Origin of the sequence: Peptoniphilus sp. HCN-40583, from assembly GCF_037892835.1 — a bacterium.
Classification (GTDB): Bacteria; Bacillota; Clostridia; order Tissierellales; family Peptoniphilaceae; genus Aedoeadaptatus; species Aedoeadaptatus rachelemmaiella.
On the sequence record NZ_JBBKBU010000009.1, the window covers coordinates 1 to 22,208 of the forward strand.

The 22,208-nt window shown below is 48.7% G+C and carries 21 protein-coding genes; all 21 read right to left on the minus strand.

All coding sequences use genetic code 11. The features are described 5' to 3' along the window. Positions 1-26: 26 nt before the first annotated feature. Entirely contained in the window at positions 27-1,571 is a 1,545-nt protein-coding gene (gene rny / locus WKT05_RS04030; protein WP_340412997.1) for a ribonuclease Y, read from the minus strand. A 147-nt stretch (positions 1,572-1,718) separates the two neighbouring features. Next, the gene (locus WKT05_RS04035) at positions 1,719-2,384 is read right to left on the minus strand and encodes an ATPase (RefSeq protein WP_340412998.1); all 666 of its coding nucleotides are present in this window, start codon (positions 2,382-2,384) and stop codon (positions 1,719-1,721) included. Beyond that, a complete protein-coding gene (locus tag WKT05_RS04040; protein WP_215508508.1) occupies positions 2,381-2,620 on the minus strand; it encodes a hypothetical protein in 240 nt (79 codons plus the stop codon). Before WKT05_RS04040 ends, WKT05_RS04035 begins: the two co-directional genes overlap by 4 nt. Before the next feature lies 1 nt (position 2,621). Beyond that, entirely contained in the window at positions 2,622-4,061 is a 1,440-nt protein-coding gene (locus tag WKT05_RS04045; protein ID WP_340413000.1) for an AAA family ATPase, read from the minus strand. Next, entirely contained in the window at positions 4,058-5,038 is a 981-nt protein-coding gene (locus tag WKT05_RS04050) for a metallophosphoesterase family protein (protein WP_340413002.1), read from the minus strand. Before WKT05_RS04050 ends, WKT05_RS04045 begins: the two co-directional genes overlap by 4 nt. A 3-nt stretch (positions 5,039-5,041) precedes the next feature. After that, entirely contained in the window at positions 5,042-6,079 is a 1,038-nt protein-coding gene (gene recA, locus WKT05_RS04055; protein WP_215508511.1) for a recombinase RecA, read from the minus strand. Beyond that, on the minus strand, positions 6,066-7,322 hold the full coding sequence (locus WKT05_RS04060) for a competence/damage-inducible protein A (RefSeq protein WP_340413003.1): 1,257 nt from the start codon (positions 7,320-7,322) through the stop codon (positions 6,066-6,068). The genes recA and WKT05_RS04060 overlap by 14 nt, the downstream gene beginning before the upstream one ends. 8 nt (positions 7,323-7,330) lie before the next feature. Next, positions 7,331-7,864, minus strand: coding sequence for a CDP-diacylglycerol--glycerol-3-phosphate 3-phosphatidyltransferase (gene pgsA / locus WKT05_RS04065; RefSeq protein WP_340413004.1), 534 nt, complete (start codon positions 7,862-7,864; stop codon positions 7,331-7,333). After that, entirely contained in the window at positions 7,848-9,173 is a 1,326-nt protein-coding gene (gene rimO, locus WKT05_RS04070; RefSeq protein WP_340413005.1) for a 30S ribosomal protein S12 methylthiotransferase RimO, read from the minus strand. The genes pgsA and rimO overlap by 17 nt, the downstream gene beginning before the upstream one ends. Then, entirely contained in the window at positions 9,170-11,419 is a 2,250-nt protein-coding gene (locus WKT05_RS04075; protein WP_340413007.1) for a DNA translocase FtsK, read from the minus strand. Before WKT05_RS04075 ends, rimO begins: the two co-directional genes overlap by 4 nt. Positions 11,420-11,488: 69 nt before the next feature. Next, on the minus strand, positions 11,489-11,932 hold the full coding sequence (gene dut / locus WKT05_RS04080) for a dUTP diphosphatase (RefSeq protein WP_340413008.1): 444 nt from the start codon (positions 11,930-11,932) through the stop codon (positions 11,489-11,491). A gap of 44 nt (positions 11,933-11,976) precedes the next feature. Beyond that, a complete protein-coding gene (locus WKT05_RS04085) occupies positions 11,977-14,103 on the minus strand; it encodes a polyribonucleotide nucleotidyltransferase (protein ID WP_340413009.1) in 2,127 nt (708 codons plus the stop codon). Positions 14,104-14,159: 56 nt separating this feature from the next. Then, on the minus strand, positions 14,160-14,426 hold the full coding sequence (rpsO, locus tag WKT05_RS04090; protein WP_108831746.1) for a 30S ribosomal protein S15: 267 nt from the start codon (positions 14,424-14,426) through the stop codon (positions 14,160-14,162). A gap of 98 nt (positions 14,427-14,524) precedes the next feature. Beyond that, positions 14,525-15,463 (minus strand): bifunctional riboflavin kinase/FAD synthetase, encoded by a 939-nt coding sequence (locus WKT05_RS04095; RefSeq protein ID WP_340413010.1) that lies wholly within the window; start codon positions 15,461-15,463, stop codon positions 14,525-14,527. Between the two features lie 7 nt (positions 15,464-15,470). Continuing rightward, positions 15,471-16,346 (minus strand): tRNA pseudouridine(55) synthase TruB, encoded by an 876-nt coding sequence (gene truB, locus WKT05_RS04100; RefSeq protein ID WP_340413011.1) that lies wholly within the window; start codon positions 16,344-16,346, stop codon positions 15,471-15,473. Positions 16,347-16,348: 2 nt separating this feature from the next. Continuing rightward, positions 16,349-17,329: a DHH family phosphoesterase gene (locus tag WKT05_RS04105; protein WP_340413012.1), complete on the minus strand. Its 981-nt coding sequence runs from the start codon at positions 17,327-17,329 to the stop codon at positions 16,349-16,351. Next, positions 17,322-17,684 (minus strand): 30S ribosome-binding factor RbfA, encoded by a 363-nt coding sequence (gene rbfA, locus WKT05_RS04110; protein WP_215508521.1) that lies wholly within the window; start codon positions 17,682-17,684, stop codon positions 17,322-17,324. Before rbfA ends, WKT05_RS04105 begins: the two co-directional genes overlap by 8 nt. Before the next feature lie 2 nt (positions 17,685-17,686). Next, a complete protein-coding gene (gene infB, locus WKT05_RS04115) occupies positions 17,687-20,116 on the minus strand; it encodes a translation initiation factor IF-2 (protein ID WP_340413013.1) in 2,430 nt (809 codons plus the stop codon). Positions 20,117-20,142: 26 nt separating this feature from the next. Then, positions 20,143-20,412 carry an RNase P modulator RnpM gene (rnpM, locus tag WKT05_RS04120; RefSeq protein WP_340413014.1) on the minus strand — a complete coding sequence of 90 codons (270 nt, stop codon included), beginning with the start codon at positions 20,410-20,412 and terminating at the stop codon, positions 20,143-20,145. Between the two features lie 21 nt (positions 20,413-20,433). Beyond that, positions 20,434-21,720 carry a transcription termination factor NusA gene (gene nusA, locus WKT05_RS04125; protein ID WP_340413015.1) on the minus strand — a complete coding sequence of 429 codons (1,287 nt, stop codon included), beginning with the start codon at positions 21,718-21,720 and terminating at the stop codon, positions 20,434-20,436. Between the two features lie 17 nt (positions 21,721-21,737). Further along, positions 21,738-22,199 (minus strand): ribosome maturation factor RimP, encoded by a 462-nt coding sequence (gene rimP / locus WKT05_RS04130; RefSeq protein ID WP_215508525.1) that lies wholly within the window; start codon positions 22,197-22,199, stop codon positions 21,738-21,740. Positions 22,200-22,208: the final 9 nt, after the last annotated feature.

Sequence of the window (22,208 nt, forward strand, 5' to 3'; positions counted from 1 at the left end):
AAAAACCCGCCCGTAGGCAGGTTTTTTTATTTGGCGTATTCGATGGCGCGGGTTTCGCGGATCACATTGACTTTGATCTGACCGGGGAAATCAAGCTGTGCTTCGATTTCGTTGGCGATGTTTCGAGCCGTGGTCACCATGTGGGCCTCGTCGATTTCCTTGGGTTTTACGATAATGCGCAATTCCCGACCGGCTTGTACGGCGTAGGATTTTTCGATGCCGTCGAAACCGGTGGCGATTTCTTCCAATTGTTCCAATCGTTTAATGTAGTTTTCGATGGTTTCACGTCGTGCACCGGGTCGAGCCGCACTAATGGCGTCGGCCGCCTGGACTAAGACGGATTCCAGAGAATCGAATTCCACGTCGCCGTGATGGGCTTCGATGCCGTTGATAACGGCTTCAGGCTCCTTGTAGCGCCGCGCAAGTTCCACACCTAATTCCACGTGGGGTCCTTCCACTTCGTGGTCGATGGATTTTCCTAAATCGTGGAGCAATCCGGCACGTCTCGCCAGTTTCGAATCGATACCGATTTCTTCGGCTAAGTAGCCGGCAATTTTCGATACTTCAACGGAGTGGCGCAGACAGTTTTGTCCAAAGCTGGTACGGAATTTCAAACGGCCCAAGTACTTCACCAGTTCAGGGTGAAGGCCGTGAACACCGGCTTCAAATGCCGCTTCCTCGCCGCTTTCCTTGATAATATCATCCACTTCCTGTCTCGCCTTTTCCACCGTGTCTTCGATGCGCGTCGGGTGGATTCTCCCGTCAAGAACGAGTTTTTCCAGCGTCAGGCGTGCAATTTCTCGGCGAATAGGATTAAAGGAAGAGACGACGACCGCTTCCGGCGTATCGTCGATGATTAAATCGACGCCGGTTAACGCTTCGATGGCGCGAATGTTTCGGCCTTCTCGACCGATAATGCGGCCTTTCATCTCGTCGTTGGGCAAGTTGACCACGGAGACCGTGGACTCGGCAACCTCGTCGGCGGCGATCCGTTGAATGGCGTGTACGATAACGTCTTGGGCGATCTTTTTGCTTTCGTCTTTGACGTAGCGTTCGTATTCACGAATCTTCACTGCCGATTCCTGTGTCAACTCATTTTCCAATTCGTTGAGAAGGATTTGCTTGGCTTCTTCTTTCGATAAGCCGGAGATCCGTTGAATTTCTTCGGACTTCTTGTCCACCAATTCGTCGATCAAATCTTCCTTCTCTTGAATACGTGCTTGTTGATCGAAAATTTGGCTTTCCTTTTTTTCCAAGGTAGCACTTTTCGATTGAAGCAGGTCTTCTTTAGAATTCAAACGATCTTCATAGCGCTGCAGTTCGATTTTTCGAGCATCACTTTCCTGTTGGACCGTATCCCGAAGCTTGTGAATTTCCTCTTTCGCTTGGAATAAAATATCGCGTTTATTGTTTTCGGCTTCACGTTCCGCATCAATAATGATATTCTTCGCTAGTTCTTCCGCATGGTTGAGCTTTCCTTCAGCCAATGATTTGCGTAAAAAATAACCAATAGCTACTCCGAGGATTCCAATTACCAATGCCACTATAAAGGGTACTAAATAGGCGGGCATATGGAACACCTCCTTATTTAATTTTCATGATTCAAATGGTATAAACCACTTGTTTATTATATCATAATTTGAATCTTTTGTTTTGCTGATTTATGTTTGCTACATTCTTTGCAGTAAAAAAGGACCGCAATAGGCAGTCCCTTTGTGTCATGACGACGCTTCGGCCTCGGCAATGAGCTCGACGACGTCGCTTATGCCGTTTCGTATGTCGACGCGAAAGGCCTTGTCGCAGATATTCGTCAGGTAATCGTTGTGGGTAACCATGATAATTTGTCTGGAAAATAGGCGGGAACATTCCTTCACGAATTCCCCCATGTTGAAAATGTAATCGTCGCTAATGTGCTTGCCCGGCTCGTCGAGAAAAAGGGGCCCGTCCATTTTCGGCCGGTGATTCTCCAAAAAGGCGATGCGAAGGGCCAGGCTTACAATATCCACCACGCCGCCGCCTCGGCTCATTTCCGGCTTTGTCTTTACCTTATAGTCGCCGTAATCAGATTCCACGAAAAACTCGGCGATGGGAAGCCCGCGCTTTTCTGACAGATCCACAATAAATCGGGAGCTGTTTTGCATAATGTAGGCGATGGATTGGGTGACGATGTCTTCGATTTGGTGTGTGGCCTGATTTCTCGAAAAGTCGGCAGCTTTTTGAAGGAGAAAGACTACACCGTTGAGCTTTTTTTCCTCCGCTTCCACTTCTTTGATTGCCAGTCGTTTTTTTTCAACCTGTTCGAGAATGGAATCGCGAATGCCCTCCCGTCGGCTGACTTCCTTTGAGAAGCGCTCAAAGCGTTGGCAGGCCTCTTCGTAGGTCATGCTTGTTCCTCGGGCAGAAGCTTTTCCGCCTCATCCAACAGGCGAAGGATTTCGGATTCCATGCGCTTAATTTCGTCTTCCAAAGTGTCTGGATCGAATCCAAGGGCCTTGATCTTTTCGTTTAATTCCTTTTCTTCACGCTCCAGCTCTTCCATTCGCCACTCGGCGCGCTTGCGCGTATCCTTGGCCTGTTCGTAGCGCTGATTTAATTCGCTGATCCGTTGTTCTAAATTCATCCTAATCCTCCAAACTATGTCTAATGGCGTGTAGGGCATCCCCGTCGATGGGTTGCTTACATAAGGGACAGGTGCCGGCTCCGGAAAGGCCGTTTAAATACGCGTCCATGGCCCGTTTATCTTTATCGATGAAACCTTCGATGTCGCCGGAAAGTTTTTCTTTTTCCGTATTGAGCCTTTTTTGTTCCGCTAAAAGGACTCGAAGGGATCGATCCTTTTCCAAGGATTCGGTCATTTCCGTACTCAATTTGTCCAGGGCGTCTAATTGCCTGAAGCGTGCCAGAAAAGCTTCGCCCATGTTTATCCGCCGGTTCAATTCAGAATAGGCAAGGGACAGCGCTCGGTAGTCGATAAGTTGATCGAATTTTTTTTGCAGATCCATGGCGCGAACGGCATCAACGCCCTTGGTCGAATCCAAAAGCTTTTCATTGATCTTGGCTGAGTTTCGAGCCGATGCAAGGGAATGGCACAGTGGGAGCATGGTGTCGTAAGTGCTTTTATAGGAAGCCATGTCGCGAATCTTCTCCTCGAGCAATCCCATATTTTCATAAGTACGCAAGACCGATGCCGCCTGTTGCCGGTTGGCAGCGTTATGCTTAAATAAATCCGAGAGCAGCCGCTCCCGGCCGTATTGATTTACCTTATTGTGCAGGGAATGAATGCTTTTCTCCAAAGCATCCAATACAGCGTAGCGATTTAAAATTTCTTCCGCCTCACGGCGTGCCTTTTGTATAGCGCAAAGGGTTTCGCTATACGCCTTTGCTAATTCCACTTTTTCGCGACGGTCAGACACAGCAAAAAGAATCTCGCTTACCTTGTCCCTCACGGCAATCTTATCGTCTAAGTCAGAAAAGGCATTGAGTGACTCTTCCGTCTCCTCTAAATCGCCTTGAAGCATCTCTCGTCGTATGGAAATCTGCTTCTTGTCCCGAAGGGTATCGCGCATGGTTTCGTCCAATAAATCGACACCCACCATACGCCCGATGGCCTGGGCCTTGTAGGCGTCGGTTTCCTGCAAGAGAAAGGGCCCGTCCAGTTGATCGGAAAAGTTCAAAGGCAAAGACTTTTTATCATCCAACATGACTTTTTTTATGCCGATGGCCTCTTCGATTTCCGCCGGCACATTTTTGCCGAAGCCCTCAAAGATCAATTCTTCTTCACCCGGTTGACGCAAAATGTATTGATTCTTCGACCGACTGCGCCGACGTTCCACTTCCACCTTGTTTTGGAAGCGAATGGTGACGGCGACTTCCGTTTCCCCTTCCCGAACAAACTCCACGCCGGAAGGATCGTTAAACATATTCCAGCGCAGGGCACGCATAATGGCAGTTTTTCCGCTGTCGGAGGGGCCTACAATGACATTGACGCCTTTAGAAAGAGAGAGCTCGGAGAAAACGTGGGATTGGAAATTCACGAGAATAATTTTTTCGATGGAATTCATACCGTGCTTCTCCTCTCCTGAACTTGGGCGATGCGCTTCATTGCCTCTTCTTTAATGGCGGGGTCCAATTTTTCGTTGGCGGATATGTCGGCCAAGAGGTCAAAAAAATTGATGCGATCGTAATTGCCCGAACGCTCGATGGATTCCTTAAACTCGGCCAGTTCCTGGCGCTTAAATTTGTGCATTTCGATTTCCGAGCGGTCCAATACTTCAGCACCCGGTAGGGCGGATTTCAGCTCCCTCACCTCGATACTCGCCCGGTCTTTTTCCACATCGATAAGAACAAACTTCGGCCGTCGCTTCAATTCGGTCATGGAATTGGAAATTCGCACCATGGCGCCGGGGTTAAGAAAGGCCTTGCCCTCCCTTTCCACCATGGGAAAGCCGTCGTGCAAGTGTCCGGACAGGGTGAGATCCGCCTTTGTGTGGATAATATCGTCGATGGTCGTGTGGGAAAACATGGCCTTTACTTCACCGGCCATTAAAAAGCCGTGCACCAAGTGAATGGCGTAGTCCGCATCGGGATCTTTTTCCTCGACGATATAAAGTTGTCGGTTTTCCTCCCGATCCAGGCCGTAAATATAGGGGGAGCCGCTTAATTGCACCGTGGTATGTTCGTCTTTTAAGAGAATTTTCCGGTGGTTAATCAAATGAATGATGCCCAAGGTGTCCAAGAGCCCCATCATGGTCCTGGGCAAGGTGACGGGGTTGTGGCCGTAAATATCGTGATTGCCGCTAATGGCGTAGATGGGCGCGGAGAATCCCTTTAAAATGGGAATTATCTCATTCATAACGGAAATAGATACGTCGGGACGATCGAATAAATCGCCGCCGTGTAGAATATAATCCACGGATTCTTCCCGTGCCACGGATTGAATTTCCTGTAATTTAGTTTTAACCGTATGGAAAAACGAATCCGTTCTTGATTTCGGATTCGTCCCTCGAATATGACTATCTGTGAAGTACAGGAATTTCAACGACTATTCCTCCTCGGAAGGTTCGCCGGCCCCACTTTCGTTGACCTGTTTGTTGCCTAAATTGTAGTGGATACGCACTTTTTCATCGATTTCAGCCAAAAGATCGCTATTTTCGCTGAGATAAGCCTTGGAATTTTCCCGACCTTGGCCGAGCTTTGCATCGCCATAGCTAAACCAGGAGCCGGATTTTTCCACAATGCCCGCTTCAACGGCGGCATCCAGGACGGAGCCCACTTTGGAAATGCCCGTGCCGTACATGATGTCGAATTCCGCTTTTTTAAAGGGAGGGGCCACTTTATTTTTTACCACTTTTACACGGACGCGATTACCGATAATGTCATCGCCTTTTTTCAGGCTGTCGATGCGGCGAATATCCATGCGAACGGTGGTAAAGAATTTAAGAGCCCGACCGCCGGTTGTGGTTTCCGGATTGCCGAACATGACGCCGATTTTTTCGCGCAATTGATTGATGAAAATAACGGAGGCTTTGGATTTGCTGATGGCGCCGGTTAATTTTCTGAGCCCTTGGCTCATGAGACGGGCCTGAAGCCCCATGTGGCTGTCCCCCATTTCACCTTCGATTTCGGCTTTGGGCACCAATGCCGCCACGGAGTCAACGACGATGAGATCCACGGCATTGCTTCGAACCAAGCTTTCTGTAATCTCAAGGGCCTGTTCTCCCGTATCCGGCTGGGAAATAATTAAGTTTTCCGTGTCGACGCCTAAATTTTTGCTGTACTGGGGATCCAGGGCATGTTCCGCATCGATAAAGGCCGCCGTGCCGCCGAGCTTTTGCGCTTCCGCGATCATGTGCAGCGCCAGGGTGGTCTTACCGGAAGATTCGGGACCGTAAATTTCAATGATACGGCCTCTGGGAATGCCGCCGATTCCCAGGGCGATGTCGAGACTTAAGGAGCCTGTGGGAATGGATTCGATGTTTAAATTGGCGTTTTCGCCCAGACGCATAATGGCGCCTTTGCCGTATTCTTTTTCAATTTTCGCGATGGCATCGTCCAATGCTTTTTTTCTACTCTCGTCCATTTTCCTCTCCTAACTCATGTAATAAAATCCGTGCCAAAATGTATTTCGAACTACGATATTGAATCGTGGTGCGATCGCCTTTGTACATGCGGCTTTCTTTTAACACTTCTTCGCCGTCTTTTCGAATGGAGTAAATAACCGTGCCCACTTCTTTTCCCGTGGCCGATTCCGGTCCGGCTTCCCCCGTGGTGGCCACACAGTAGCGGCTCTTTGTCTTTTCGTAGAGACCGCGACTCATCTCCGAAGCCACAGTTTCAGATACCACGGTATCTTTGGAAATGGTGGCGGGTTTCACGCCCAATAACTTTTCTTTTACCTCGTCGCTGTAGGTGATGTAGCTTTCGTGGAGCACATTGCTTGCGCCGGCGACGGAGGTTATCATGTGGGCCATATTGCCCCCGGTGACGGATTCGGCAAAGCTGATGGTCAAATTCTTTTTTGTAAGACAATCTACCAAGGTTTCAAAGACATCTCTTTCGCCGTCGCCGTAAATAAACTCGGCGAATAATTCCCGAAGGGCGCGAAGGGCTTCTGCGTATTCCTTCTCGATAATTTCGGCTTCCCCTTCATCTTCCGCATGGGCGATGACTTTTATTTCCACTTCGCCGGTCTTGGCGAAGGTGTTGATTTCCACATTTTCCGTTTCGATCTTCGCTTCGCGGAACATGGACTCACACTTGGATTCACCGATATTAACCAGGCGCAAACTGGTGATAAAGTTTTTACCATGCACCGGATTAAGGTAATTGGCGACAATGTCGTCGGCCATGGGCTCGAATTCTCGCGGGGGTCCGGGAAGCATAAAGAATTGCTTGCCCTCGTAGTCCAGCATGCATCCCGGAGCCGTGCCCTTGGCATTGGGAATAACGACGGCTCCTTCCGGAAATTCCGCCTGGCGCTTGTTGTTTTCCGTAATATTTTTAGAAAAGCTCATGGATACATTGCGAATATAGTCCCATTGCTTCTCATCGAATATCAAGGGCAAATCCAATGCGTGGGCCAGGGCCTGCTTCGTCATGTCATCCTGGGTCGGCCCGAGTCCGCCGCAAAGAAAGATAACATTGGATCTTTCAAGGGCCGTCTCGATGGCGTCGCGAATGGCCTCATACTTGTCCCTTACCGAGGCGTGATACTCCACATCGTAGCCGGCATCGGTGAGCTTTCGCGACAAATAGGGGCCATTGGTATTTAAAATGGATCCGATCAGTATTTCCGTTCCGATGGTAATAATTTCTGCTTTCATAGGTGCTCCTATATATTTTCTAAATCCAAGACACCCTTATTTTTCACCAAGTAGTCCACGCCGCTTAATACCGTGAGTAGGACAGCGACATAGAATAAAACGATGCCGATGGTCGCGGGAATGGGAGGCGAAAACAATAAGGCGATTAAAGATGCCAATTGCGTAATGGTTTTAATCTTACCGAAGGGGCTAGCCGCTATGGTGATATTATCCGATGCGGCCAAAATGCGAAAGCCCGTAATGGCCAATTCTCTGGCGACGATAATAATTACGCCCCATGCGGGAATGACTCCTTCTTCTACCAGCATAATAAAGGCGGAGATCGTAAGCACCTTATCGGCTAAGGGATCGAGAAATTTTCCGAAGGTGGTCACTAAATGATACTTCCGCGCCAAATGCCCGTCGAGAAAATCCGTAAAGGCTGCCACGCAAAAGACGAGGGAGGCCATGAGGCGCGTTGCCGGGGTATTTATTAAAAACAAGATGACGAAGACAGGCACAAGAAAGAGGCGCATAATCGTCAGTTTATTTGCAATGTTCAATATAATCACCACCTAAATCATATGCCGTCGACTCGGTAATTTCAACTTTTATAAAGTCGCCGACAGCTAAATTTTCATCTGTGTAAATCGAAACCATGCCGTCGATATCCGGCGCATCTAAATAGCTCCTACCGATGGCGCCTTCTTCGGTTATTTCTGTCACCAAAACTTCCAATGTGCGGCTCACTTGTTTTTCCATGAGGCGCTCCGATCGATCCATTTGCGCCGCCATAAAGGCATCTACGCGGGCTTCTTTTACATCATCGGCCACTTGATCCGCCATGGTGGCAGCCGGCGTGCCTTCCTCACGGGAATAGGCAAACGCCCCGGCACGCTCCAGAGGATAATCTTCTAAGAAATCAAGGACTTCATGAAAATCCTCGTCCGTCTCGCCGGGAAAGCCCAGTAAAAAGGTGGAGCGAATGGCTATGTCAGGCATGGCGCTTCGCAAACGGGTAATTAAGGACTCGATGGCGCGGCGATCGGTCTTTCGATTCATCCCTTTTAATACGGGATCCGCCACGTGCTGAATGGGAATGTCGATGTAGGGAAGGATTTTCGGATTATTCTTCATTTCATCGATGAGGGCGTCGTCGAAATGATCCGGGTAGGCGTAAAGGATTCGCACCCAACGCAGATCCTCGATATCCCTCAATGCCTTTAACAGATCCACCAAGGCGTATCTTCCGTAAAGGTCGATGCCGTAGTCTGTGGAGTTTTGGCCGATAAGAATGACCTCGCGAGTGCCTCTTTCAACTAAGTGGCGAATTTCATCTAATATATGCTCCATGGTGCGGCTGCGGTTGTTTCCCTTTAGAAAGGGAATGATGCAGTAGGCGCAGCGATTGTTGCAGCCTTCTGAAATTTTTACGTATTCGGTAACGGAGACTTCTTCCCTGCGGGCCTCTTCAATATAGTCATTTTCAAGGGAAGCGGCAAAAATCGGTTTTTCGTGATTTTCCGCCTGTTCAATGGCTTCATTGATGGAGCGAATATGCCCCGGTCCTAAGATGCCGTCCGCTTCCGGGATGGATTCTAATAGTTCATCGGGGTAGCGTTGCGCCAGACAGCCGGCGAGAAGCAAGGTTTCCAGTTTGCCCGATTCCTTTAGCTTGGCCAGATCCAGAATGGTGTCGATGGATTCTTCCTTTGCCGCATCAATAAAACCGCAAGTATTGACGACGATTACCTCGGCATCTGTCACCTGATCGGTAAACAGAAAACGAGATTCGTCTAAGACCCCGCGCATTTGTCCTGAATCGATGTCGTTTTTGGAACACCCTAAAGTAACGATGGACACTTTTTTCATATATTCTCCTGATTTTTCTTCATTTCTTCGATTTGTTCTTTTGTCATGAGCAGCTTCCGCGGCTTCGTACCCTCGTTTGGCCCGACAATGCCCATTTCTTCGATTTGGTCCACAATGCGTGCGGCCCTGGCATAGCCCACTTTTAATTTCCGCTGAATAAAGGAAATGGAAGCCTGTTCTTGAGTCAGTACGATATCGACGGCGTCATACAAGAGAGGATCCTCGTCGGTAACGGCCATTTGGACTTTCTTTTCCATGGTATCCAGGGCTTCTTCGTCGTATTCAGCAGCTTCCGTATGATTTTTTACGAATTCAAGCACATTTTCCACTTCTTGGTCTGAAACAAAGGCCCCTTGAAGGCGCTTCGGTTTCGGGAAGCTTGAAGGATAAAAGAGCATATCCCCTTTTCCTAAAAGTTTTTCCGCGCCGGACATATCTAAAATCGTGCGGGAATCGATGGAAGAGGACACAGAAAAAGCGATCCTCGAGGGAATGTTCGCCTTGATGGTTCCCGTAATGACGTCAACAGACGGGCGCTGGGTCGCGAGAATTAAATGGATTCCAGCCGCCCTGGCCATTTGCGCCAGTCGCGTAATATAGTCTTCCACTTCTTTTGCCGCCACCATCATTAAATCGCTTAACTCGTCGACGACGATGACGACTTTCGGCATGGTCTTTTCCCCTGCGGCCTTCATTTTTTCGTTGTAGCCGGATACGTCCCGTACCCCGGTTTCGGCAAACGCCTTGTAGCGTTTTTCCATTTCGTCCACGGCCCATGCCAAGGCAAAGGCCGCCTTCTTCGGATCCGTAACGACGGGAATCAAAAGATGGGGAATGCCGTTGTAAATCCCCAGTTCCACCACTTTCGGATCGATGAGAATTAAGCGCACATCTTCAGGTGCCGATTTGTACAAAATGCCCATTAAAATACTGTTAATACACACGGATTTCCCCGAACCCGTTGCGCCGGCGATTAAAAGGTGGGGCATTTTATCGATGGATGAAACGATGGCATTTCCGCTAATATCTTTACCTAATGTAAGGGGCACCGTGGAATCCAAGGCGTCGAAAACATTGCTTTCGATGATCTCGCGAAGATTGACGCTGTCTTTTTCCTTATTGGGCACTTCGATCCCAATGGCACTTTTCCCCGGAATCGGCGCTTCAATGCGGATGCCCGGACTCGCCAAGGACAGACTGAGATTATCGTGCAGGGAGACGATTTTTGAAATCTTCACGCCGGGAGAAGGCTCCAATTCGTAGGATGTAATGGTGGGGCCGCGGTTAATGGCGCGAACGCGACAATCCACGTTGAAATTATCCATGACTTCCTGGATAATTGCGGCATTTTTCCGAATGTCCTCGTCGCCGGCCACAGGTCCTGCACCGGGCTTTTTCAGTAATTTTATCGGCGGAAAATGATAGACCGATTCCTGAACTTCCGTCTGCATATCTTTCGCGAAGGCTTCTTTTTCCGTTTCATTCAGGGTTTCCGTGCGCTTCGGTTTTTCCTCGACGGCCGGTCGATAATCGCGGATTTCTACGGGCTCGGCTGCCTTTTGTTTCGGCGATTCAAATTCCTTAAAGGCCTCGGCGCCGGAGGAAATAACTTTCTTTGCTTTTTTGTTTTTCCCTGTCGGCTTCTTCTCTTCTTTCGGCTCGGCCTTTTCTTTTTCAATGCGCAGCTTTTCTCCGGCCTCTTTCTTCTCGCGGAAATACGCTGCCATTTTTTCTTTCATCATGGTGCGCCGCGCTTTCGACGGTAGGTGATAGATCGTAAAGAAGGTGATTAAAACCATGACCGTGATGCTTCCCACGGTACCCAGAAGACCGACAAATAAGCGGGCGAAGTTTTCACCTAAGAAGCCCGGATCCACATAAGGGCCCGTCAGGTTTAATCGCGCGTTCCAGCTTAAACTCGGGCGCGCGGGGTCGTAGGTAATTAAAATTGCCATGAGAAAAACGGTGATACCCAGGGCCAAAACTTTAAACTTCGTCTTTACGTCCCAGTCGGTGATGAAAAACAGGCCGATAACAAAAAGCAGGGCACAAAAAACAGGGCCGACTCTTCCGAATAAGACACCAATGACCGAAGAGGTGAGATCTCCGAATACGCCCATTTGCTCGCTATAAAGGCTCAACATGGAAAGAATGGCCAAAATGATGATGAAGCCCCCGATCATGTAAGCCTTTTGTTGGCTCTGAGCGACGGTCTTTTTTTTCGTGGTTTTTCTTTTTCTTGGCAAGGGAATCCTCATTTCATCAAATATATGTTCGGATTTATTATAACATAATTTACGTCCCTCTACCTAATTTTAACGGAGGCCCGTGTGGCCGAATCCACCTTCGCCTCGCTCAGTTTTCGAGAGTTCATCTAAGCTATCCACCTGAATCCAGTCGGCCACCTTGTAGGCCATAAAGACCATTTGGGCGATGCGGTCTCCGTCTTCGAGGGTTACCGATTCATCGGATAAATTCACAACGAGGATGCCCAGTTCCCCGCGGTAGTCGCTGTCGATGGTTCCGATGCCGTTGATTAATGTAATGCCTTTTTTCAGGGAAAGACCGCTTCTCGCCCGAACTTGCCCTTCGATGCCCTTTGGTATTTCAAAGTAAAGCCCCGTAGGGATCATGGCACGTTCCAAGGGCTTTAGGGTTTTCGGCGCATCTAAATTGGCGCGCAAGTCCATGCCGCAGGAACCTTCGGTTTTATAGGACGGAAGGGGATGATGGGATTTATTGATTACTTTGACCTTCATAGAATCTCCTTTTTATAAAAAAAACCGCCGAAGCGGTTTTCGTTTTATTTATTGTCTTTATCGTCGTACTTTTTTTCTTCGGAGTTTTGTTTCCGTTCCGGTTTCGGCAAAAGTGCTTTTCTGGAAAGGCCGATCTTCCCCCGCTCCAGATTCATAACTTTAACTTTCACCTTGTCTCCTTCTTTCAGGACATCATCCACTTTGGCGATGCGCTTGTGGTCGATGTTTGAAATGTGGAGCAGACCTTCGCGGCCCCAGAGGATTTCAACAAAGGCGCCGAAGTCCACAACTTTCGTAACCGTGCCTTCGAAGATTTCGCCCACTTCCAATTCGTGAACGATGTCTTCGATTATTTTCTTCGCCACGAGGGCGCCGTCGTCGTTGGCAATAATGGATACGCGACCGTCGTCTTCGATTTCGATTTGTGCGCCGGTTTGTTCCGTAATCTTGTGAATGACTTTGCCGCCGCTACCGATGACTTCACCGATTTTATCGGGATCGATTTGAAGCCCGGTAATCTTCGGTGCATAGGGAGAAAGTTCTGCTCTCGGCGCTTCAATGGTGCCCTTCATGTGGGCCAAGAGTTCCATGCGGGCGTCGTGCGCTTGTTTCAGTGCATGGGAGAGGATTTCTCTGGATACGCCGTCGATTTTAATGTCCATTTGAAGGGCGGTAATGCCTTCGGAGGTGCCGGCGACTTTAAAGTCCATGTCGCCGTAGTGGTCTTCCAGGCCTTGAATATCCGTTAAAATTACGGGATCGGCTCCGTTGTCGATAAGACCCATGGCAATACCGGCCACAGGTGCGTGAATGGGCACACCGGCGTCCATTAATGCCAAGGTGGATCCGCAAATACTTGCTTGCGAGGAAGAACCGTTGGATTCCAAAATTTCATTGACCACGCGAATGTAGTAGGGGAATTCATCTTCCGTGGGGAGCACGGGAATTAAGGCCCTCTCAGCTAAGTTTCCGTGGCCGATTTCGCGGCGACCCGGGCTTCTCGGCGGGCGCGTTTCACCGACAGAATACGAGGGGAAATTGTAGTGATGGACGTAGCGCTTCGTGTATTCCGGATCCAAACCGTCGATGATTTGCCCTTCCGTTAAAGCCGCCAAGGTGACGGATGTGAGGGCCTGGGTTTGACCGCGGGTAAAGAGGGCGCTGCCGTGGACGCGAGGCAAAAGACTGACTTCCGAAGAGAGGGGGCGAATTTCAGTGAAGCTTCTGCCGTCACTTCGTTTTCTGTCGACGAGAATTTGTTTTCTGAAGATTTCTTGGGTGAAGTCTTCAAAAATCGTATTGACCTGAACCTCTCTGTAATCTTCTTTTTCTTCCAAATCGGCGATAAGGGCGTCTTTGATCTTCGAAAGTGCGTGGCCTTGTTCCGTTTTATCGGCGATCCAAAGGGCTTCTGCCACTTTGTCGTAGACCGCATCATAAATGGCTTTCTTGTAGTCTTCGTCGATGATGAGGCGTTCGTATTCCATGTTTTCTTTGCCCACTTCGTCGACAATGGAGTCGATAAAGGCGACTAATTTTTTAATTTCTTCATGGGCATAGAAGATGGCATCAAGTACGTCGCTTTCTTCCAGTAAATCCACTTCCGCTTCCACCATCATAATGGCATCGGCGGTACCGGAAACGGCGAGATTTAAGCGGGAACGCTTTTGATCCTCCACCGAAGGATTCAGGACCAATTCACCGTCGATGTGGCCTACCCGCACGGATCCCGTGGGGCCTTGGAAGGGAATGTCCGAAATGGACAGGGCGACGGAAGAGCCGATCATAGCTAAGATATCCGTGGGATAGTCGGAATCGTAACTGAGTACGGTAGCCGTTACTTGAATGCTGTGATGGTAATCCGACGGAAAAAGAGGGCGAATGGGCCGGTCGATGAGTCGACTGGTTAAAATGGCGTTGGTGCCGGGGCGACCTTCTCTTTTGTTAAAGCCGCCGGGGATTTTACCCGAGGAATAATATTTTTCTTCGTAATCGCAGCTTAAGGGAAGAAAATCCGCCCCTTCGCGAGCCTTTGTCGATGCCGTGGCCGTTACGAGAACGACGCTTTCGCCTTGTCTTACCCAACAGGCACCGTTGGCCTGCTTGGCGACCTTCCCGATCTCTATATGAAGAGGCTCGTTATTTAACATTGTCGTATATGTTTTATACATGTCACTCTCTTTTCTCTATAAAGAAAGAGCGGTCGCCCGCTCTTTAAAATACTGTCTTAACCTCTGATTTCCAAGCGTTCGATAAGGGATCTGTAACGTTCCACATCCTTGTTCTTTAAATAGCGGAGAAGGTTCCGTCTCTTACCGACCATTTTCAAAAGACCTCTACGAGAGTGGTGGTCTTTTTTATGTTCTTTTAAGTGTTCGTTCAGCGTATTAATGGTGTAGGTTAAAATTGCTACTTGAACTTCGGGAGAACCGGTGTCTCCTTCTTCTCTTTGATACGCTTTGATGATTTCTTGTTTCTTTTCTTTTGATAACATAATTTCCTCCTAATTTAAATTCGGTTTGACCAAGTAAGCGTCGAGGATCGACAAACTGAGCCAAACTAACAATACCTTGTTATTTTACCATTAACCGGTTACTTTGTAAATTCTTCTTGATGAATTTGTTCTTCCATGAACTTCAGATCCCGGTCCATGCGCGCTTTTAATTCTTCCACGCTGTCAAAGGCAATCTCCGGTCGGATGAAATCCAAAAGAGCGACGTCCATGATTTTTCCGTAGAGACTCTCGCCTTTGTAGTCGTAAAGATAAGTTTCCACTTTTATCCCCTGCTCCGCAAAGGTGGGATTGGTGCCGATGTTGGTGGCGCCGTAGTAAAATTCCCCTTCGACGGTGACGCCGGTAAGATAAACGCCGTATTTCGGCACGACATAGTTGGCGTTGTAAAGAATATTTGCCGTGGGAATACCGATGGTGCGACCCAGTTGCTTTCCGGGGACCACTTTGCCTCGAATGGTAAATGGCCGCGTCAAAAGGGCTTCGGCGAGCTTAACATCCCCTTCTTTTACGGCGGATCGAATGCGCGTACTGGATACGGCCTCTCCGTCGTAGGTGACGGCTTTTTTTACAGCCAGATCCAGATTATGGGCCTTGCAAAGCGCATCCAGGGTATTCACATCACCGGAGGCCTTAAAGCCGAAGCGGTAATCGTAGCCGACCACCACGCCCTTGGCCTTCAAGTGACCGACTAAAAAATCGACGACGAAGGCTTCCGGACTCAGCCGCATGATGCGCTCGTTAAATTCAATTTCATAAATTACATCGATGCCCATTTCACGAAGAATGTCGTGTTTTTGTGAACGCGAGGTTAAAAGTTCTTGGGAAATGCCGTCAGTCATGTTTTTTGTGTGGGTCTTAAACATTAAAACGGAAGAGAGGCAATTTAATTTCTTTGCCATCGCTACGACTTCCTTGATTAATGTTTGGTGACCGCTGTGCAATCCATCGAAATTACCCAGGGCAATGGTCGCCTCACGGGAAATTTCAGAATCTAAATCGACTTGAATAACCTCCATAAACACCTCAAACTAAAACTTTTTTCATGCAAACATTCGTCGTGCCATCTTCTTCTTTCACGACGCCCAAGCCGATAAACACATCCCCGGCGTAAATGCGGTAAAGGGGAGCTTTATCCACGGGAAATGAAATTCGCGAAGACATTCCGTTGGTCATGGGCTTTAGCCGCTTTTTCGGCAAATGAATCGGCGGAAGATGGTCGAGAAGCCGGTCCATGGGAAGCAACAGGCTCTTTCGTTCATTGAGGCTCATAGCCTCCAACGCCTCGATGGTATAGGCGCTTTCGACGGTGGCGTTTCCCACTGACACTCGGCGAAGATCCGACATCGTTAAAAAACACTTTGCCGCCACACCGATATCGTCTAAAAGGGTGCGGATATACGTGCCGGAGGAGACTTCGGCCAGAAGGCTGATCTCTTCGTCGTCTTGTTCTAAGCAAGCAAGCTTCGTCACCGTGATGGGTCGCATTTCTCTCGGTACGCAAATGCCTTTGCGGGCGTACTCGTAAAGCTTTTTCCCCTTGTACTTCAGAGCCGAGTGCATAGGCGGCAGCTGCAGCTGCTCTCCCATAAAGCCTTGAAGTACATTGTCGAAATTCTCGGGAATCGGCGATTCGCTCTCGGCATAGATCACGCCCGTCGTATCTGCCGTGTCTGTGCGTATGCCCCTCACCGCCCGTGCGACATAGGCTTTTTTATCGTCGGAAATATACTCCGCCACCTTTGTCGCCTTTCCGATGCATATAGGCAAAAGGCCCGTAGCCATGGGATCTAAGGTCCCCGTGTGTCCGACTTGCTTTGTCTCAAACAATCGGCGCATTTTCTGTACGACGTCGTGGGAAGTCCAATCGGCGGGTTTATCCACTAATAAAATGCCATTCATCGTTATTGATTTTCTATTTCTTCCCGCACCAAGGATTCTACCTTTGCCAGAACATTTTCCAGCGAATCCCTTTGCGATGCACCGGAAGCGCGGATGTGGCCGCCGCCGCCGAAGACGGAGGCAAATTCCGTGCAGTCCAAATAACTTTTTGAGCGGAAAGACAGCTTCACTTCCTCGGCCTTTTCCTTCAGGAAAATGGCCATTTCGACGCCGTCGATGTTACGCGCCTTTTCCACAATGCCCTCAGTCGCATCCTTCGGCGCGCCGGTAACATTTGTATCTTCCAGGCGGCAAATCGCGATGGAGACTTTCCCGTCCGCCATAAATTTCAGATTGGAGAGAACACGAGCGTGAAGGGCCAGTTTTTCCTTCGACATCGACTGATACACTGATCGCACCATGATGTTGTGATCGCAGCCGGCATCGTAGAGAGCGGCTATAATGCGGTGAGTGTCTCCGGTGACGCTGTCGTATTGAAAGCTCCCCGTATCCGTGGACATGGCCGTGTAAAGCCCCGTGGCCATAGCCGGTGTGAGCTGGATATCCATGGCCTCAAAGATCCGAAAAAGCACTTCTCCCGTGGAGGTGGCTTTCGGCGAGACATAGTTTAAATCGGCGTAATGATCGTTGCTCATGTGGTGATCGATATTCACCGTGTAGGCCGCTTTTTTAAAGAGCGCTTCGCCTTCGGGTCCGAAGCGATGAACGTCGGAGGAATCTAAGGCGATTATAAGAGGTAGGGGCTCGTGAATGTCGTCGATGGCTACACGGGCTTTCGTGGAGGGCAAGAAGGTGAAATCTGCCGGCACATCGTCGTTGGAGATGTAGATCACCTTTTTATCCATACCCTTTAAACAGCCCCACATGGCTTCTAAGCTGCCCAGATTGTCGCCGTCGGGGCTTTTGTGGGAAAGGATGCCGACGACGTTTGCATCTTCAATTTTTTTCTTTAATTGATCGGCGAATACCTTGATCTCACTCACCGCGATGCTCCGATTCCATAACCTTATTAATGGTTTCTTCCAAGGCCATGCCCTTTTCGATGCTTTCGTCAAGCTCCAAAATCAATTCCGGCATGGCTCTTAATTTCAATCGGCTGCCTAATTCCTTCTTCATGAAGCCTTTGGCACTTTCAAGGCCCTCCATGGCATCTTTTTTCGCCTCATCGTCGCCGAAAATGGAGATGCCCACGGTGGCGAAGGAAAGATCCCGCGTCACGGAGACGAAGGAGACGCTGGTCAAGGGAGGGATCCGAGGATCTTTCAATTTATTTTGAATGATGTCGGAGAGTTCCCTCTTCACTTCTTCTGAAATACGGTGAACTCGTTTATCCTTCATAATTAAATTTCCTTCTTAATTTCTTTTTCGATATAGCATTCCAACAAGTCGTTGACTTGAATGTCGTTGAAGTTTTCAACCATAAGGCCGCCTTCGTAGCCTTGGGCGATTTCCTTGGCGTCATCTTGGAAGCGCTTCAAAGAGGAGATGGGGCCTTCGTGAATAATGACGTCGTCGCGCAAGACTTTGACAAATGCTTTTCGTGCAATTTTTCCCTTGAGGACGTAAATACCGGCGACGATGTCGTTGGAAGGAAGCTTGAAGGTTTCTCTTACTTCGCAGCGTCCCAAGACTTCTTCGGTAATTTCCGGCGTCATCATGCCGCTAATGGCATTTTTCACGTCGTTTAAAATATCGTAAATGACGCGGTAGGTGCGCACATCCACTTCTTCTTGCTTGGCCAGCTCGATGGCATTAATGTTCGGGCGAACATTGAAGCCGATGACCAAGGCGTTGGATGCGGAAGCCAGGTTAATGTCACTTTCATTAATCCCGCCGGTACCCGAGTGAATGATGTTGACTTGTACTTCGTCTACTTCTTCGTTGTCGTTTAATTTCAACAAAGATTGAGTCAGGGCTTCAACCGTACCCTTTACATCCGCCTTCACAACCAAGTTCAGATCCTTAAGCTCCCCTTCTTTAATCTTGTCAAAGAGGTTGTTCAAAGAGACTTTGTTCTTAGACGCCAGTTTTTCTTCTCTTTCGTGTGCGATGTTTCGCGCTGCGATTTCTCGTGCGGTCTTTTCGCCTTGAACGGCATAGACTGTATCCCCTGCATTGGGAACGCCGTCGAGACCTAATACCACAACCGGAGTCGCAGGGCCTGCCGTCTTCAAGCGTTTCTTCTTGTCGTCGGTCATGGCGCGAATGTGTCCGTAGCAGGTGCCGCTGACGATGTAGCTGTCGCCGGTTAAAGTACCTTTTTGCACGAGGATCGTGGCCATGGGGCCTTTGCCCTTGTCGAGGCGGGCTTCCACAATGGTGCCGATGGCTAAGCGATCGGGATTGGCCTTCAGCTCAAGCACTTCTGCCACGAGAAGCACCATGTCTAATAGCTCGGGAATCCCTTCCTTCGTCTTGGCGGATACTTCCACCATGATGGTGTCGCCGCCCCAATCTTCGCAGACCAAGCCTTCTTCGGTGAGCTCTTGGCGCACGCGGTCGGGATTGGCGCCATCGCGGTCGATCTTATTAATGGCGACGATAATTGGTACGCCTGCAGCCTTTGCGTGGTGAATGGCTTCCCTCGTTTGAGGCATGACGCCGTCATCTGCAGCGACCACGAGGATGGCGATGTCCGTAATGGAAGCCCCTCTGGAGCGCATGGCCGTGAAGGCTTCGTGGCCCGGCGTATCCAAAAAAGTAATGAGCTTACCGTTTGCGGATACTTGGTAAGCACCGATGTGTTGCGTAATGCCGCCGGCTTCCGACGCCGTAACATGGCTCTTTTTAATGACGTCCAAAATCGAGGTCTTTCCGTGGTCGACGTGGCCCATAACCGTAACAACCGGCGGTCTTTCAACCAGGCTTTCCTCGGGATCTTCCTGATCCAAATTGTAGATTTCTTCGATGTTCGAATCCGATTCGGAAATAAATTCGATTTCGATGGCGAGTTCGTCGGCTAAAATTTCAATGACATCCCGATCGATGGATTCGTTTTGTGTCGCCATAACACCTAAACCGATTAACTTCGTTATAACTTGTGCCAAGCTGATGCCGACTGTGTCAGCAAATTCCTTCACCGTTAACGGTGCCTTGATCTTGATAGCCCCGTCCCCCTTTACATCTTCCTTTGCCATACGCTCTTTACGCTTCTGACTTCTCGACTTTTTCTTCGGCGCTTTCGGCTTCTCAAAATCTTGATTACGTGCGCCGCTTTGTTCGTTATTACGCGATTTTTTTGCTTCTTTTTGCTTTTTCTTCTTACTTTTCTTTTTATCCGAATGTTTTCCGCCCGTTCCGTCCATGAATTGTTTTTCTTCGTGAACGTCGGTAACAGGCGCACTCTTCGCAGGCTCTTTGCGTGTGGACGCCGGCATATCATTCGCTTTTTCTTGTGCCGCTTTCTTATGAGATTTCGGTGCCTTGCGCTTTACTTCGGCTTTTTCCGGTTTCTTTTCTACTTTCTGCGGCTTCTTTTCACTCTTTACAGGCGCAGCTTCTTTTTCAGACGACGCCTCCGCTTTTTTCTTTTTCTCCGGTCGTTCTTCTCTTTCGGGCTCTTTCTTTTCCGCTTTTTCTTCGCCGGGCTGTTGTGCACTTTGCGCATTTTGCGCCTTACGGATAAAGCTTAAAAGATCCTTCTGCTGCTCTTCAGTTAAAGTACTCATGTGACTTTTCACGTTTATATTTGCCTGCGCCAGAATTTCCATTAAATCCTTGCTGGCCATGCCAAATTCTTTAGCAACCGTATAAACTCTCTTGTTGGACATGAGAACACCTCCTTAGTATAAGGGGTCTATAGATCTGAAAGTGATTGACGGAGCGATTCTATTGCCTCTTCGGACAAGTCTTTACCCAATGCCTTGGCAATGGCCTTTGATTTAATCGCCTTATTTAAACACTTTATATCTTTACAAACATAAGCGCCTCTGCCGTTTGCTTTTCCTGTTTCATCTATAAAAACCTCTTGTTCTTTATTTTTTACGATTCTTGTGAGCTCGTTTTTCGGCTTCGATTCAAAACACCCGACGCATTTGCGCAAGGGAACTTTCTTCTGCTTGTTCATTGATGAATCCTCTTACTCATCCTACTCCACATCTTCCGCTTCAACCTCGCTGTCATCGGATGCCTCTTCCGGTGCCTTTTGCGCATCTTGGAACAATTCCGATAAATCCATGCCCGTTAAACCGCCGATACTGGCAAAATTATCTGCCTCATGGGCTACGGGTTTTTCGTCGGCCGTTTCATCGTTAATAACCGACTCTTCCGCTACCGAGGTCTGAGTGTTTTCAAAATATGTTTTAAAATCTTCCGCATCCATACCCAGGGAATCCAAGTATTCTTCGAATTGGGTTTCGGATTTTATATCGATTTTCCAATTGGTTAACTTCGCCGCTAATCGCGCGTTTTGGCCTTCTTTACCGATGGCCAGGGACAGTTGATAATCCGGTACCACGACCATGGCTGATTTTTCGCGCTGATTAATGAAGACCTCGACAACTTTTGACGGGCTCAGCGCATTGCCGATAAATGCCGCAATGTCCGATTCCCAAATGACGATATCGATTTTTTCATCGTGCAATTCGTCGACGATGGTCTTGACGCGGCTGCCTTTAAAGCCGACGCAGGCGCCCAAGGGATCCACCTCATCGTCCTTACTGAACACGGCGATCTTCGTGCGGCTTCCCGCTTCTCTCGCGATGGAGAAAATTTCTACGATGCCGTCGTGAATTTCAGGCACTTCCAGCTCAAAGAGGCGTCGTACCAAATTCGGATGGCTTCTAGAGAGCACGATTTGCGGCCCTTTCGGCTGCTTGTTGACTTCCAAGACAAGCATTTTGTAGCGATCGCCTTGGCGGTAGGTTTCTCCTTGAATTTGCTCCGATACGGGCAAAATCGCTTCGGTCTTTCCTAAATCCACGAAGACATTGCCTTTGGTGACTCTTTGTACGTCGCAGGTAATGATTTCATTTTCCCTATCGGCGTAGTCGTCGTAAATGACTTCTCGCTCGGCGTCTTTAATTCGCTGAATCACGACTTGTCTCGCCGTTTGTGCGGCAATTCGACCGAATTTTTCCGGATCGATTTTTTCGTAGTAAACATCGCCGATTTCAAGCCTTGGATTTTCTAATCGGGCATCTTCTACGGCAATTTCCGTGTTTTCGTCAAAAACTTCATCGACCACTTCTTTTTCGGCAGCCAGGGAAATTTCTCCCGTGTCGCGATTAATTTCAACAATCACATTTTGCGATGTGCCGAAATTCTTCTTGTAGCTGGACATCAGTGCCGTTTCCAATGCTTCGATAATGACTTCTTCCGGAATGCCTTTTTCGCTTTCTAATTGCTTCAGAGCTAAAATAAACTCTTCATTCATTGTTTTTTCTTTGCCTCCTAAAATTCAATGACCTGTCGCATTAATGAGATGGAGTTTGAATCAAAGGTGACAATTGTTCCATCTTCTGTGCGGATAGCCACGGTGTCATCGCCGTAATCCGCTAAAATACCTACATATTCTTTTTGGTCGTTTACTTTTTTGTACAGGTGAACCTCGACCTTTTTCCCCATATTCCTGCGGTAATCATCTTTCGTTCGAATGGGCCGATCCAATCCCGGAGATTGAACCTCCAGGGTGTACTTCCCTTCGAATAAATCCTTGTCGTCGATCATGTCTCCTACAGCCCGGGATATATCGGCACAGTCGTCGATTTGCACCCCGTCGGGATGATACACCGTGATTATGATGCGCGACGGATTTTTATTGGTGATGTCGACTTCCACCACTTCATACTCTCGTTCGGTGGCCGCTTTTTCCGCCGCCTCCGATACAATCGCGCGTACCTGAGAATGTTTCAAGAACTCACC